The sequence below is a fragment of the Mucilaginibacter sp. Mucisp73 genome (assembly GCF_059491465.1).
The window spans coordinates 4,966,952-4,983,445 of sequence record NZ_CP168507.1; the positions used below are offsets into that span (position 1 = coordinate 4,966,952).

Below are 16,494 nucleotides of genomic sequence, written 5' to 3' on the forward strand. Positions count from 1 at the left end.
CATGCTGAACTTGTTTCAGCACCCCACTCGCTAAGCAACCATGCTAATCAAATTTGCCACTTTTCTTATGAGGTGCCGAAACAAGTTCGGCATGAATAAAGAGAGATGTCATACTACCTTCAGAGGCCGCCGGATTTAAACACTACCCATGACAAGATAAAAAATGTGGTTTTTCGCAGCAGATCAGCTTCGGGTGAAAACGAACAGAACGATGCTGGGCGGTGCGGCTGCAGGGGCATAGCAAGTTTTTGCAGAAGCGGAGGCATTGCGTGCGAACCGGGGCAAAATAATTGCAGCCCGTGGTTCTATTCGTTTTGCAGGGTGAAGGCCGTGCCGATGGCTATGGGGCCAGGTTGTGCGCAAAGAAGCCTCTCTGCTGCAAGCCTTTTTGGTTACTTTTGTGGCAAGACAAACGGCGGAGCCTTCTTGAGCACCTTAAAAAATGAACAATAGCGAAAAACGTAACTGGCCCCGCGCGGCCAGGAGCGCGACGATGTAAGTCAAATACTAATGAAGCCCGTTACCAGCCTGTCGGGGATTGCTTCGTAACTCAGCAATGACGTGGTGGATTTGTCATTTCACCTTCAGACGCCCCGGATTTAAACACTCAGCATAACACCCGTTTCTCCATGCCTTAAATCCGAAATCGAAAATCCCAATTCCGAAATCAAAATAATAGCGTTGCCTGCGGCCCGGGCTTTACGCTGCAAATCCTCGCCTTGGCCCTTCGCCAAGGCCTGCACAAGGCTGTGGGTTTTCCGCTGCAATCCCTAACGCGGCCGGAGCTCAAGATAGTGGGTTCGAATTAATAATCAGGTGTAACTTATATAGACCTAAAAGTCGAAGGATTCATATTTTATTAATTGATCTTGATAATCTTTTATTCTTTGGTGAGCTAATGGACGAACGATCGTTTCAAAAATATTTTCAACCTCGGTGGATAACATTTTTGAAATTTCAAATGCTTTTTGCCCATTAAGGCCATTTATTGAAGCACCCATTCGCAACCCCATTTTTTTGTCATACAGCAAAATGTATCGATCATGAAAAGGCGATTTATTATTTTGATTTTTTGCCTTAATAAACGTATTAGGTGGCGGTGTTTCCGACGAGTTTTCTTCCCAAGACGAAACATAATTACTCCTGCTAAACTCCCCGGATGCTTCACAACTTGTAAGAACGGTAGTAGATGAGTTATAACACCAATCGTCTATATTTTTCAAAAAATACATCTCTTTGTTGGAAAAGTAGGGGTCTACAATAAAAATCTCTTTAGCCTCAGTACCACTTATAAATTTCTTTATAAAGTCAATGGCTTCTTTGTGCATTCCTGGGTTTACTACTATACTATTACTAGATAAATTTATATTATAACTTAATGTACTTGAATTTTTATCGGATATATTACATATCAAATTATAACAAAGCTTTGCATTGGAATTAGCTGATTCGTAAAAAGAAAATAGCAAATTTTCTTTATCGTCACCTTTGATAATGTTCTCAATAAAAAACTCATAAAGGGGTATTGAGAAGAAAAAGGGCATTGTGGACGCAGAATGTAAAAAGGAAACAGTATCAAGTACATCCCTAGCTTTTCTTTTGTCAGAATTCAACTGAGACAATAAACGCCAAGCAAAATTACTTTTTTCACGCCTTTCCTTCATCTTACCAATTTGCCCATAATCTGATTGCGCATTCTTTTCCAAATCTAATTTCTCGAAATGATTTGTTGCCGGTTCCGCCATTTTCTTTTTAGCTGGGTCGGTGTCTAGATTATTAATAATCCTTTGTGCAATATTTTTATCATATCGATACGCAAGATCAATCAGGCGTTTAAAAGTTGGATATTGATCGTTTTCATCGAGATTGTAAATATCTTTCTCGAAAACCTTTAAATAGCTGTTAAAAAGATCTGTAGAGGTCTTAGAGCATAAATCCAGAGCCACTTCATACATCGAAGTTCGCTCTTTAACTGAAAGAACTTGATCTATCTCATCAAAAGCTTTCTTCAAATAATCGACTTTTTTCTTTTTATTATTCTCACATTCAACAGCAAGATTAAGATAAACAATAGCCCTATCCGCTGTACTTTTGATATGCGGCACTTTTGCTTCCATTTCAGCCAGTTTAAGCGTTATTTTATCTTGCCCACCAATATTTAGATGCTGAAGACAAGCAATTGCACTAATCAAGTATCCTTCATGTGCTACGCCCGACTTTTTGTTAGGTAATTTTTTATTAATTAATTCCTCTAACTTTTGAAATAGTTCTCCCTTTTGAATACGAGTAAAAATATTAGGATTTAATCTAACAATCTTCGTAAAATTTCTTAGATAGTGATAAAAAACTTCATCTGACTCCAAATAATTCAAAAGATTTATATAGTCTATTGCATTTTGATATGAAAAATGGGTCGCTCCTTGTAGGTTATCAAATGGATCACTTTCATGGCAATTACTCAACAGGACAACAAATACACTAGGAATTATTGCCTCTCGTTCCTCAACATTCAGCCCTTTAATAAATAAATTTAAAGTAGCAGGTTGAGCCATATGAATTGCTGAAGCTGTTTTCTTTAATAAATTAACAAAGTCAACATGATCTTTATTCTTTTTATAGTTTTCTATAACTGGAATAATTTTATTATTAACAATTTCGTTTGTCAAATTAAGTTTCCCTGATAAACCTACGCGAACCGCTAATTCAGACCACAACATAAGTTGATAATCTTTTGCAGGTATATAATTTATAAGATATGATATCTTTTCATACGAAAAATTATTTTTCCGAATAAGGCCGGAATAAATCCTTATCATTATTCTAATAGACTCAATCAATAACACAACCTGAATTGAATCTTCAAATGTGGTTTCCTTTGAGGTTAGTTCAGCAAGAAGAAAATATTCCTCTGCAAGTTTTTTGTTGTGATTTCCAAGTAAAGAAGTAAGCCTGTATCCTGCTTTTATTTTTTCCAAAGGATCTTCGATCTTGTTGTAAGATGCCTTTAAAAAAGTATCAAGTTTGCTAATTAAAGTATCGTAACGTGGTAAGTACTTCGGATTGTTAGTTTGTTTAAGTCCTAAAAGAACAATACTTAGTGAAAGTAATTCGCATTTATCGGAATGATCTATTATTGTATCGATCAAGGGAAGCAAATCTTTAACTATTTGCTTATTATTTTTTGCTTCATCTCGTTGTTCAAACGCAGCTTCAAAGATTGATATAATAATCTCAGATTTCATTGTGGGAGATGATACAAGCCCCAAAGCGTATTCAATATCATCACAATTCCATGTGCTGAAATCCTTTGTGATATAACTCTCCAGACAAATTTGTACTGCTTTGTTTCTTCTTATTGAGGTATTTAGTTTAGTAGTTATATCTAGAGCGTAAGAAAAGTCTAGTTCTGCTAATATACCTAAGGTGTCTTCAATTTCATCATCTTGATCTGCAATCGATTCTAGAAATTGCGTTATCAACTTATTGATTTCTGACTTTAAAAATTTTTCATCAAGAAGTAAGTGATCAAGGTCGGTTTGCGGGTCTTTCTGAAGTCCCTTATACATTTTCCAAAGATTTGCATACGACTCCAACTTTATACAAACATCTGTTAGATTGTTAATAAAAGTTGACAACAATATGGTCCTATTATTAGCCTCATCTATATCAATGTTTAAAAGCGCTTCGATAATTACGATTTGTAACCTAACATTTCCAATTGTGGGCGAATTTATCGTGATCATTAAATCGTCAATCCGTTTTTTCATTGAATAGATCGAATCCTTATCCTTGAAAAAACGCATCGGAAACACAATATCAAACAATGACTCTGTAGACGGCTTAACTGTAGAAGATTCTTGAGTTAAGAGATTGAGTGTAAAATCTATAACATCATGAATATTTTTACTTTGAGGATTTCCTTTTATCCATTTCCTCATCAAGTAAACCCGATCAGATGGCTTTTCCACTTTTTCAATTTCAGCAAAAATTTCGTCTGGCTTAATTTCGCTAATGCCATAGCCAATTGACGTAGCAAATTTATTTACAAATGAATCTTTATTTCCTCCTTCTTTTTCTGGTGTAAGTCCATCTTCATTCGATGAATCACGATTTTTATTGGCTATAATCCCAATAATTCCCATAAGCCATTCAATGGAATTACTATCGGGTTTAAGACCTAACGCTTTTTCAATAACATGAATAGCTTCGTTAGGAAGAAAATGAGCCAAGCCTATAGCTATATCCATCATATTCTCTCGTAAGTACCCTGGATCGATATCTACAAGCAAGTCCTTTATTTCATTAATAAGGAGAACATCAACATCTTTTTTCTCTTTTTTAGAATACTGGACGAAAAATATCAACATTTTTAATCTGTCCTCTTTTAGAACAGAATTTGCTATCAAACTAAATGCCTCTTCTTGTCTATCGAGTACTACATAAGATTTGATTTTATTCTTTCTACTATCATTCGATTGCAAACCGATTAAAATACTTCGATGTAAAGAAAATCTAAATATATTCTCATAGGAATTTTTCAATGATTTTGCTGCTTTATAACCATAATTAATTTGCTTTTTGATATCAGCAAATGACCGGCTATTAGAAATAATCAAATCTAGATTATTGATTGTTAAAAGATTTACAACATTGTTCCATTCGTTATTTTTATCAAATAACGTTGGCAAATTTAATATAGAGTTAAGATCGTCTGATTGAGTATAAAATTGAATTAATTTTGCATTCGTTTCTTTCTCAAATCTTTTTAGTTTATAGATGGCGTATTGTCTATAGGAATTTGAAACGAACGAAACGTTCTCTTCATTAATCGAAATAAATGATATCTCACTGATTAAGTTTAGTAGATCGTTTTTTGAAACATTTAAAATGCTAGCTAGACGCTCAACGCTCCTTATGTTATCATCAAATGTTATAATTGAAATGACTAGAATTTTATTTGAATTCAAATCTAATCCTCCAAGGTTGGCCCTTTTCCATTCAATTTCTAATAATTCATTCTTCTCTGTTATGTCAAATTTTTTCAAAAACTCCTGAATCGATACGCCACCATCTAGAATTCTTTTCACTTGGCTTAAACTTTCTGGGTGCCCTTTCCACGTGTTATGAATTTCGTGTAAAAAGCTATTTGATTCGTTAGAGTCATCCAGGTTAAATAACTGTTTAGTTTCGGGTTCAGTAAAACGCGGTACTCTTAAAGATTTAAAATTCTTTAACCAAGCCGAGGGAAAAAAGTCCTTCAACTTTTCTATCGTGCCTGAAACAAGAAAATAAAAATTATTTGTGCTCCAAGGAAGATTTTGAAGAACATTTTTCAATAATTCAAAATCTGATTTTTCTATTTGATCTAAGCCGTCCAACAAAAAATATACAGGTCTATTTTTTCTTCCAGGGCTTGTTATCAAATCGAATGCAAGCTTATTAAAAATCCCTTCGGTAATCTCTAACTCATCAGGAGGAGCCTCATTCTTATTAAAAAAATACATTTGCCTTCCTATATCTTCCATCAAATAATCTTGGCGATATGAAGCCCTAAAAGCAGGATTAATAAAGAAGGTAATAGAATCAAAAGGATGTTTCTTTGAAAACTGTAACAGAATATCTGTTTTTCCAACTCCTTCTTTGCCCTCCAAAATAATAATTTTACAATCTTTATCGAACATATCTTCAAGTTCGTGAACAAGGTTGAGTCTAGGAACTCTATTGTCTCCATAGATATGTTGATAAGACAAAGAAAACGTCCGAATTGTAATTAAAATGGCATCCATAAAACCGTGATATGTTTAGCGTTAAGGCTAACATAATACATGTTCTGGAGTTTATCAAATATATTATTTAGCGAATTTATATTTAAATATTAGTTATCACTGTTTAATTAAAGATCAATCAATTTAATGTAAAATGACAAGAATATGGGATGCATATTTATGTGGCCTCTTCCCTTCGCTGGCGCACGCGTGTCGCGTGTGCTTCGCATGCTATGTCTAATCATCACAAAACTTATAATCTTTTATTCGGATAATCATTCAGCCATAAAGAGCAGGCAACTCCAATAAGACACACGCGGCACGCGTGCGCCAGCCGAAAGTTATTTACACAGCGCCGATTTACAACTGGCTATTCAGCATCCTATTCACGCTTCCCACACTCAGCCCGAGCCGCTCGGCCACCTGCCGCTGGCTCAAACCTTCGTCGCTTAATTTATTAGCCTCCCGGTGCATGCGTTCGCGTTCTTGCCTGGAGGCGTCGCGCAGGTGGTTTTTCTCGCAGTCATTACCCGTAAAAACAAACTTTAAAAAGCCCTGATGCCGTTCCAGTTGGGCAAGGCATATATTGTCGGCACCATAAGTTTCGGCAGTGCTGCGCTGCTTAATCTGCTTTAAATATCGCTGGCCGGGCATGGAGTGGCTTTCGCCCATGGCAAAAGCACTGTCGCAAAAATTGATGAGCATTTTACTCCCCTGCAAATCATTGCGGCTTAGCGGCAGCCGCGGGTTACGCTTGGGCGTATGGGCCAATACCAGGATACTTACCCCGTGGCGGGTTTTAAGCTTTTTCAGTTCCTTCATCAGCAGCAGGGCAGCCCCGGCGCTCTCGGTTCCGTTGCGCAGGCAGGTAATATTATCAATGATAAGCACCCGGGCATCCGTACGCTTAATGCCCCGCGTTAAGGCTTCAATCACATACCTGTCCAGCTTTTGATAATGCGAGCTTGCACGGTTAAACTGGTTGTATTCGCCGCGGTAAAACTCGGTGGCAAACTGGTAACGGTTTTGGCCGTCGGTATAGCGTTGTTCAAACTGCTTGCCGGTAAGTTCAAAATCAATATACAACACCGGCGAGGCTTCGGCCCCAAGCGTAAAGGGCGCAATGGGTTCGCCCCGGGTAATGCTGTCGGCCAGCTGCACAGCCAGCAGGCTTTTGCCCATATTGGTATCGGCAAACAGGATGCACAGCTCGCCTTCCAGCCAGAAGTTGCCAAACAGCATTTGCGGCGTTTCATGTACAGTTTCCATGGCCATCCACTCATTGGCCGGGTAAATATCAAACAGCTCAACCACGGCATCCGGGTCGGAGATCATAACCTCACCCTTGCGCCCAAGCTTAGCCGCCGCTTCCCGCACCTCATTTTGAATCATTTGAATAACCAGGGGTTTTTCTGCAGTATGGTCCATAATTTGTCGCGCCCCCTGTCCGGCCGCTCAAAAGCCCGAAACATTCATCGTTATTTGCCGCAAACCTGCCGGCAATCATGAAAGGCACTCAAATTTACCCACTAAAAAGCCCCCCAATGGTGACAGCATTTTGTCAGTGTTCAATTTTTAAAAACCGGGTGTTCAACGTTCAAAAACCAATTTACATAACCCGTTGATTATCAAACACAAGTTGTTCAACTCAGTATTTTGAACGGATTTACCATTTTATAAAACACTGATTATCAGGCGTTCAATTTTACAACAAAACACCAGGTGTTTACACTTTAAAAAATTGAACAGTACAATACAGGTAGTGCCAATCCTCCGAAACCAGCATCCCCCCCCCCACGACCAGACACCCCAACAAACAAAAAAGGCCCGCCAAACCCTGGCAGACCTTTTAAATTCTTCTACAAAACCAATCCCTATTCCCTGCTCTTCTTCTTAGCAGGTTCAACATATTTTTCACCAAGGGCTTCAAGCGCGGCGATGAGTTTTTTGCGTTCTACGGCATTATCTGGCACAGTAGCCAGCTTCTCACGGCGGGCTTCCTCCACCTTGCGGATCTTCTCGTCAAAAGCCCTGTTGATTTTATCAAGCTCGGGCGTGGTATCCAGTTTTGCTATTTCTGCTTTAATTTGGGCTGCTAATTTTTCAAATTCCATGGGGCTATTTTTGGAAGCGCAAACATAAAAAAATGATTGTAAGTTATTATTACCACAATAAAAAGTATGTGTGTTAACTTGTAATTTTTTGTTGCCGCTGAAGCGCGCTATGGAGAGTATGACAGGCTTATGAAAAAGGTCATTAAACGCAAAAAGCCTTAGTAATTAGCTAAGGCTTTTGCGATGTAGCACTATTGAAAGTGATAAAGGGTGGCACCGACCTACTCTCCCACGTTTTACCGCAGTACCATCGGCTCTGGCGGGCTTGACTTCTCTGTTCGGAATGGGAAGAGGTAGACACCGCCGATATAGGCACCTGAATATTTTATAGATTTGAGATGTTAGACTTGAGTATTGAGATTTTTATCTCATGTCTCATATCTGTTGTCTCATATCTAAGACAATTATTGAAAGAAGTACTTGAATTTAAGAGAAAACAACAGCTTTTGTTGTTTATCTGTTTGTCTTGGATTAGAGGCAGCGACTAATCTCTTAATCTCTAACCTCTAATCTCTGCTTTGAAGAAAGCTTCGGGCAATTAGTATTACTCGGCTATGATGTCACCACCTTTATACCTGTAACCTATCAACGTAGTAGTCTCCTACGACCCTCAATGGAAGTCTCATCTTGTGGCTAGTTTCGCACTTAGATGCTTTCAGCGCTTATCTATTCCCAACGTAGCTACTCTGCAGTACACCTGGCGGCATAACAGATTCACCAGAGGTTAGTCCAACCCGGTCCTCTCGTACTAAGGTCAGCCCCACTCAAACTTCCTACGCCCACAACAGATAGGGACCGAACTGTCTCGCGACGTTCTGAACCCAGCTCGCGTGCCACTTTAATGAGCGAACAGCTCAACCCTTGGGACCTTCTCCAGCCCCAGGATGTGACGAGCCGACATCGAGGTGCCAAACCTCCCCGTCGATATGAGCTCTTGGGGGAGATCAGCCTGTTATCCCCAGCGTACCTTTTATCCTTTGAGCGATGGCCCTTCCATGCAGAACCACCGGATCACTATATCCGTCTTTCGACCCAGCTCGACTTGTCTGTCTCACTGTCAAGCAAGCTTTTGCTATTGCACTCCGCGTACGGTTACCAAGCGTACTGAGCTTACCTTTGAAAGCCTCCGTTACCTTTTTGGAGGCGACCACCCCAGTCAAACTACCCGCCAAACAATGTTCTCCACTTTGTAGAGTTAGACACCAAATACAGAAAGGGTGGTATTTCAACGTTGACTAACCAACTCCTAGCGAAGCTGGATCACAGTCTCCCACCTATCCTACACATCCTGTATCCGATATCAATGTTAAGCTATAGTGAAGGTGCATGGGGTCTTTCCGTCCCGTTGCGGGTAACCGGCGTCTTCACCGATACCACAATTTCACCGAGCTCATGGCTGAGACAGCGCCCAGATCGTTACACCATTCGTGCAGGTCGGAACTTACCCGACAAGGAATTTCGCTACCTTAGGACCGTTATAGTTACGGCCGCCGTTTACTGGGGCTTCGATTCAATGCTTCGCCTTGCGACTAACATCCCCTCTTAACCTTCCAGCACCGGGCAGGTGTCAGGCCATATACGTCATCTTGCGATTTTGCATAGCCATGTGTTTTTGTTAAACAGTCGCTCAGGCCTTTTCACTGCGGCTGACATTGCTGCCAGCGCCCCTTCTCCCGAAGTTACAGGGCCATTTTGCCGAGTTCCTTAGCCATGATTCACTCGAGCACCTTAGGATTCTCTCCTCGACTACCTGTGTCGGTTTACGGTACGGGTTTTTATTACCTGAAGCTTAGCGGGTTTTCTTGGAAGTCTGATTACCTGAACTATCACCTTGTCCGAAGATTCGGTGTACTATCAGCTTTCAGCAAAGTCTGCGTACTTAACTACAAACTCTATACCTACAGCCTTTAACGAACTATTCCGTCAGTTCGCGTCAGTGTCACTACTCCGTCACCGCATCGCAGTAATAAAAAGTACTGGAATATTAACCAGTTGTCCATCGGCTACGCCTGTCGGCTTCACCTTAGGCCCCGACTAACCCTGATCCGATTAGCGTTGATCAGGAAACCTTAGTCTTTCGGTGGGCGGGTTTCTCTCCCGCCTTATCGTTACTTATGCCTACATTTGCTTTTCTATTCCCTCCACAGTCAGTTACCTTCCTGCTTCGCCGGATAATAGAATGCTCCCCTACCAGTCACATTACTGTGAATCCATAGCTTCGGTATACTGCTTGATGCCCGTTTATTATCCATGCCCGATCGCTCGACTAGTGAGCTGTTACGCACTCTTTAAATGAATGGCTGCTTCCAAGCCAACATCCTAGCTGTCTGTGCAATCGGACCTCGTTAGTTCAACTTAGCAATAATTTAGGGACCTTAGCTGATGGTCTGGGTTCTTTCCCTCTCGGCCATGGACCTTAGCACCCATAGCCTCACTCCAGCGTATATTATAAAGCATTCGGAGTTTATCTGGATTTGGTAGGATTTGACTCCCGCACCCAATTAGTAGCTCTACCTCTTTATAACTCAACCGCCAGGCTGTTCCTAAAAACATTTCGGGGAGTACGAGCTATTTCCCAGTTTGATTAGCCTTTCACCCCTACCCACAAGTCATCCGGAAACTTTTCAACGTTTATCGGTTCGGTCCTCCAGTACCTGTTACGGCACCTTCAACCTGCCCATGGGTAGATCACAAGGTTTCGCGTCTACCTCCCCTGACTATACGCCCTTTTCAGACTCGCTTTCGCTTCGGATCCGTGTCTTAAACACTTAACCTTGCCAGGGAAGAGTAACTCGTAGGCTCATTATGCAAAAGGCACGCCGTCACCCGTTTCCAGGCTCCGACCGCTTGTAAGTACACGGTTTCAGGTTCTATTTCACTCCCCTGTTCGGGGTTCTTTTCACCTTTCCCTCACGGTACTGGTTCACTATCGGTCTCTCAGGAGTATTTAGCCTTACCGGATGGTGCCGGCAAATTCCCACAAGGCGTCTCCGACCTCGCGGTACTCAGGATACCACTATCCTACTATCAATTACCCGTACGCAGCTCTCATGCTCTATGGCCGGGTTTCCCACCCCGTTCCGGTTCTCTTTAATATTCATGTTGTGGTCCTACAACCCCTGCTATGCCGTAACATAACAGGTTTGGGCTTCTTCCATTTCGCTCGCCACTACTCTGGAAATCACTATTGTTTTCTCTTCCTCTGCTTACTTAGATGTTTCAGTTCGGCAGGTTAGCGCATTTATGCAGTTATTCTTCAAATAACTAGGTTTCCCCATTCGGAAATCTGCGGATCAAATCATATTTGCTAATCCCCGCAGCTTATCGCAGCTTATCACGTCCTTCTTCGCCTCTGAGAGCCAAGGCATCCCCCGTGTACCCTTTCTTACTTTCTTCTACTCTTGCGCCTTTTGCGCCGCAAGGTATGTCTTTATTTTAGTCCGTCGTTCGACAGAGTCAAGAGTTCAGGAGTCAGGAAGCAAGATTAATCTTGTTTCCTTATTCTTGTAATCTTGGTTCTCAATCAAACAACTTCCTATCTGTTGTTTTCTCTTGTTTTCAATTACTTCTTCCAATATGTCAAAGAACGTTTTGTTGAGCTGAAAGCTAAATGCTTAAGGCTAAAAGCTTTTGAAGGCTTTCTGCTTTAGGCTTTGCGCTTTAAGCTTAACATCGTGGAGAATAACGGATTCGAACCGTTGACCCCCTGCGTGCAAGGCAGGTGCTCTAGCCAGCTGAGCTAATCCCCGTTAGATGAGCGATCAGAGATTGGTTGATCAGTGATTAGTTCTTTTTCCTAATCTCTATTCTCTAACCTCTTCTTGCCTGCGGCTTGCGCCGCACAGTAGTCCCGAGCAGATTTGAACTGCTGACCCCTACATTATCAGTGTAGTGCTCTAACCAAGCTGAGCTACAGGACTATTTGTTTTTAGTTGCAGTTATCAGTTGCAGTTTGCAGGACTTTTCTGCCTACTGCTGCTGCCACTGCTTACTGCCACTTGTCCTGTGCTTACTTTCGTTTGCACATTCCACAGATGGCTTCATCTTCTGGGTTTCCTTTTGTCTTTTTGTTTGTGTTTTAAGAAATATCATGTAGGTAACAGTTCCGAATTACTCAGAGATACTGCTCCAGAAAGGAGGTATTCCAGCCACACCTTCCGGTACGGCTACCTTGTTACGACTTAGCCCCAGTTACCGACTTTACCCTAGGACGCTCCTTGCGGTTACGCACTTCAGGCACTTCCAGCTTCCATGGCTTGACGGGCGGTGTGTACAAGGCCCGGGAACGTATTCACCGCGTCATTGCTGATACGCGATTACTAGCGAATCCAACTTCACGGGGTCGAGTTGCAGACCCCGATCCGAACTGTGAATGGCTTTAAGAGATTGGCATCCTGTTGCCAGGTAGCTGCCCTCTGTACCATCCATTGTAGCACGTGTGTAGCCCCGGACGTAAGGGCCATGATGACTTGACGTCGTCCCCTCCTTCCTCTCTATTTGCATAGGCAGTCTGTTTAGAGTCCCCACCTTAAATGCTGGCAACTAAACATAGGGGTTGCGCTCGTTGCGGGACTTAACCCAACACCTCACGGCACGAGCTGACGACAGCCATGCAGCACCTAGTTTCGTGTTCCGAAGAACTGTGACGTCTCTGTCACATTCACTAACTTTCAAGCCCGGGTAAGGTTCCTCGCGTATCATCGAATTAAACCACATGCTCCTCCGCTTGTGCGGGCCCCCGTCAATTCCTTTGAGTTTCACCCTTGCGGGCGTACTCCCCAGGTGGAACACTTAACGCTTTCGCTTAGACGCTGACCGTATATCGCCAACATCGAGTGTTCATCGTTTAGGGCGTGGACTACCAGGGTATCTAATCCTGTTTGATCCCCACGCTTTCGTGCCTCAGCGTCAATCATACTTTAGTAAGCTGCCTTCGCAATTGGTGTTCTGTGACATATCTATGCATTTCACCGCTACTTGTCACATTCCGCCTACCTCAAGTACATTCAAGCTCTTCAGTATCAAGGGCACTGCGATAGTTGAGCTACCGTCTTTCACCCCTGACTTAAAAAGCCGCCTACGCACCCTTTAAACCCAATAAATCCGGATAACGCTTGGATCCTCCGTATTACCGCGGCTGCTGGCACGGAGTTAGCCGATCCTTATTCTCAAGGTACATTCAACTTCTTACACGTAAGAAGGTTTATTCCCCTGCAAAAGCAGTTTACAACCCGTAGGGCCGTCTTCCTGCACGCGGCATGGCTGGTTCAGACTTCCGTCCATTGACCAATATTCCTTACTGCTGCCTCCCGTAGGAGTCTGGTCCGTGTCTCAGTACCAGTGTGGGGGGTCATCCTCTCAGATCCCCTAAACATCGTCGCCTTGGTATGCCGTTACCACACCAACTAGCTAATGTTGCGCATGCCCATCTTAGTCCTATAAATATTTGATATTAAAGCGATGCCACTTCAATATGTTATGCGGTCTTAATCTCTCTTTCGAGAGGCTATCCCCCTGACTAAGGTAGGTTACATACGTGTTACGCACCCGTGCGCCACTCTCATTAGGAGCAAGCTCCCAAATCCCGTCCGACTTGCATGTATTAGGCCTGCCGCTAGCGTTCATCCTGAGCCAGGATCAAACTCTCCATTGTAAAATGTTTTGTTTAACCACTGACCCTATTATTAATTAATAGAATCTGTATTATATATCTTTATACAGTCTCTCTTCTTTTTTGTAACTCTTCAATCTCCCTCAGCCTTAGCTTTGGTTGATCTCCCGTTACGCTACATGATTTCCATTTCTTAAAAGAACTTTTTCGCCTCATCATCCGAATCAGCTATATAATTTCACCTTACTTTCGCTTGGTTCAACTTGTCAGTTTATTTCCCCGAAAATCGCTTCCGGCTCTTTTGTTTTACTCATTAACTATCGTTAACTTTCTTCCTTCTCTTATTGACCGAACTCACTCAGCCTCAACTTCTTTCGCTCTCTCAAGCACCCTTCCGTTTGGGTCTGCAAAGGTAGAAAACCTTTTCTTATTTCCAAAACTTTTTTATTTTTTATTTTTCAAAGTTTTGATAGCGCTTCACTCCCCTCTTCTCCTCGTTTGCGGGCTGCAAAGGTGTGGATTTTTTTTCATTCCCACAAAAAAGATTTTAATCTTTTTTTCCTTTACTTTTCTATCCTTTTAATGTACTAACCCGCTAACTCATTTCCTCGTTTGCGGGCTGCAAAGGTAGCCACTTTTAAGCCTTCTCCAAACTATTTCTATCTATTTTCTCCTATCTTCCTCTAACTCCCTATTCTTCAATAAGAAAAAGTTATACAAGCCTCGTTTAAAAACTTTCCTACGCTCTTTATTTCTACTCCTACCCGCTTCCAAACTATCGTTTACCATTTGTTTATACTATATATAATAAGCCACTCCGAGCCAAAAACAACTCTAATAGGTATACCCTATCTTTCTATTATTACATAGTGCAACGCTTTTATACTAATAATACACGCTCAAACTATGGATACACTGACATTGGAGCTCCATTACTATATATACATTATTAGTTTGGGTTAGACGGGAAGTAGATATTAACGAAAGCGCGTTACTAACGTAGTATCCACGTTATGGATTGAAGCGGATACCAGCCTGTGAGCGTAATGCCTGCAGGTGTATGAGCGGATAGCACGGCCAAAGGCAAAGCCCAAATCTTATTTAATAGTAAAGCCGAAATCAAGCAACATTCACTACCACCAGCATGATGCTTAACCAAACTGCAGTTGTGTGCCGCCGGCGCACCAAAATATTTTTTTCGCTGCAAACCTTTTGCACCTCTGGTGCAGCCGGCCGATTCTTTAATTTATATACTTTTATTTTCTGTTATTTACTAAAGCTGGCCGTATCATCATCCAATGTCATTATCAAATTACTTAGAGAGATTTATAAGTAAAACCTTTTGTTCTGTATATGGCTTGGTGTCGCCATTTAATATTATTGAAACACGAAGCATTCGCAATCAATCTCACTGAATACATCATTAACATCGCCCAGACCATATAGCTTTCCGCTTGATGAAACTTTCAAAAACCGACCTTCATCATATAAGAAACAACCATTTTAATCCTATTAGTTTAGCAAGTACACCACATCAAAACACGCAATAGTTAAAAGATGTTAAATACGCTTTATATATAGGCATCGAGCCAAAGCGTCGTTATATATTAGCAGCTAAATAAAAATTGATTGATTTATATTATTAACTATCTTTGCAGAATGTTTAAAAAGCAACTAACGTTATTAGCCAGTGTTTTAGCTATCGTAATTATTACGCTTGGCAGTTGTAAAAGCAAATACGAAAAGTTAAAAGCCAGTAACGATTACGCTAAAAAATACCAGGAAGCTATTAAGTACTATAATAAAAAGGACTATAACAAAGCTTTAGGTTTATTTGAGGTACTGGTGGAGCGATACCGTGGCCGTGAAGGTGCAGAAGATCTTTTTTATTACTACGCGTTTACGTATTACAAACAAAAAGACTATACATCGGCAAGATATCACTTCAAAACATTCGCCGATACCTATCCTTCAAGCCCAAGAGCGGAGGAATGCCGCTTTTTCTCTGCTTATTGCTACTACCTTGATTCGCCGATATATTCACTTGACCAGGATAATACGTTAAAAGCTATTGACGCTTTGCAGTTGTTTATTAACCTTTATCCAAAAAGCGACCGTGTAGCCGAGGCCAGCAAGCTGATCCAGAACCTGCGTGACAAACTGGAAACCAAAGCTTATGCCAATGCGAAACTTTATTTAACCATCAGCGATTATCAATCGGCAGTGATTGCGTTCAACAATGCACTGCGCGACTATCCTGATACCAAATATGGCGAAGAAATGGAATACCTTATTGTTAAAGCGCAATATCAGTATGCTTACCATAGCTTTGAAACCAAACAGGAAGACCGTTTTAACCAGGCTATAGCTTATGCCGACCAGTTTGCCGAAAAATATCCGAACAGTAAATACCTGCACGAAACTCAGGCATATGTAAAAGACAGCCAGCAGGGCATAAAACAGGCGCAGCGTTTAATTGCCGAAGCAATGAGCAATGAAAGAACCGCTAAGAAACTTTTAAAGAAAGATACCGTAACAACAACATCGCCATCTGAAAAAAATCAGCCGCAAAAAATACCATATTAATTAAGATATATTAAAGAGTTTAAATTAAGATATGACAGCTAACAACAGTAATAAACCAGCAGCAGCCAGCAGCACTGTAACCCGCGATTTACGCGAGCTGGATACCAAAACAGAGAACATCTATGAGTCGCTTGTGATTATGTCAAAAAGGGCAAACCAGATCTCGAACAACATTAAAGAAGAGCTTCACCAGAAACTTTCTGAGTTTGCATCATCAAATGATAACCTGGAAGAAGTATTTGAGAACCGTGAGCAAATTGAAATTTCAAAATACTACGAAAAATTGCCTAAACCGTCATTAGTTGCCGTTCAGGAATTTTTAGATGGTAAAGTATACTACCGTAACCCAACTAAAGAAGTTTAGTCTCCCGGCTCCTAAAAAAGCAGCTTCGGAAATTTATTTATATCGTGAAAAACT

The 16,494-nt window shown here is 41.3% G+C and carries 5 protein-coding genes, 2 tRNA genes and 3 rRNA genes; 2 read left to right on the forward strand and 8 right to left on the reverse strand.

Annotated elements, in window-relative coordinates:
• Positions 1–833: 833 nt before the first annotated feature.
• The 8 genes from ACEN82_RS20435 to ACEN82_RS20470 form a co-directional block, all read right to left on the reverse strand.
• The gene (locus tag ACEN82_RS20435; RefSeq protein WP_495644007.1) at positions 834–5,786 is read right to left on the reverse strand and encodes a hypothetical protein; all 4,953 of its coding nucleotides are present in this window, start codon (positions 5,784–5,786) and stop codon (positions 834–836) included.
• Between the two features lie 339 nt (positions 5,787–6,125).
• Positions 6,126–7,193, reverse strand: a complete 1,068-nt coding sequence (locus tag ACEN82_RS20440; protein ID WP_413323178.1) for an AAA family ATPase — start codon at positions 7,191–7,193, stop codon at positions 6,126–6,128.
• Positions 7,194–7,639: 446 nt separating this feature from the next.
• Positions 7,640–7,879, reverse strand: a complete 240-nt coding sequence (locus tag ACEN82_RS20445) for a hypothetical protein (RefSeq protein ID WP_090535008.1) — start codon at positions 7,877–7,879, stop codon at positions 7,640–7,642.
• A gap of 208 nt (positions 7,880–8,087) precedes the next feature.
• A 5S ribosomal RNA gene (rrf, locus tag ACEN82_RS20450) occupies positions 8,088–8,199 on the reverse strand.
• Between the two features lie 198 nt (positions 8,200–8,397).
• Positions 8,398–11,275 (reverse strand): 23S ribosomal RNA (locus ACEN82_RS20455).
• Positions 11,276–11,554: 279 nt separating this feature from the next.
• Positions 11,555–11,627 (reverse strand) — tRNA-Ala (locus ACEN82_RS20460).
• A gap of 97 nt (positions 11,628–11,724) precedes the next feature.
• A tRNA-Ile gene (locus ACEN82_RS20465) sits at positions 11,725–11,799 on the reverse strand.
• A gap of 212 nt (positions 11,800–12,011) precedes the next feature.
• Positions 12,012–13,532 (reverse strand): 16S ribosomal RNA (locus tag ACEN82_RS20470).
• The 16S, 23S and 5S rRNA genes sit together here with 2 tRNA genes alongside, the layout of an rRNA operon.
• A gap of 1,617 nt (positions 13,533–15,149) precedes the next feature.
• Here ACEN82_RS20470 and ACEN82_RS20475 point away from each other — a divergent pair.
• Together ACEN82_RS20475 and ACEN82_RS20480 are read left to right on the forward strand one after the other, a co-directional pair.
• Positions 15,150–16,076 (forward strand): outer membrane protein assembly factor BamD, encoded by a 927-nt coding sequence (locus tag ACEN82_RS20475; RefSeq protein WP_413321811.1) that lies wholly within the window; start codon positions 15,150–15,152, stop codon positions 16,074–16,076.
• A gap of 31 nt (positions 16,077–16,107) precedes the next feature.
• Positions 16,108–16,440 carry a DNA-directed RNA polymerase subunit omega gene (locus tag ACEN82_RS20480; protein ID WP_090529735.1) on the forward strand — a complete coding sequence of 111 codons (333 nt, stop codon included), beginning with the start codon at positions 16,108–16,110 and terminating at the stop codon, positions 16,438–16,440.
• Positions 16,441–16,494 lie beyond the last annotated feature (54 nt).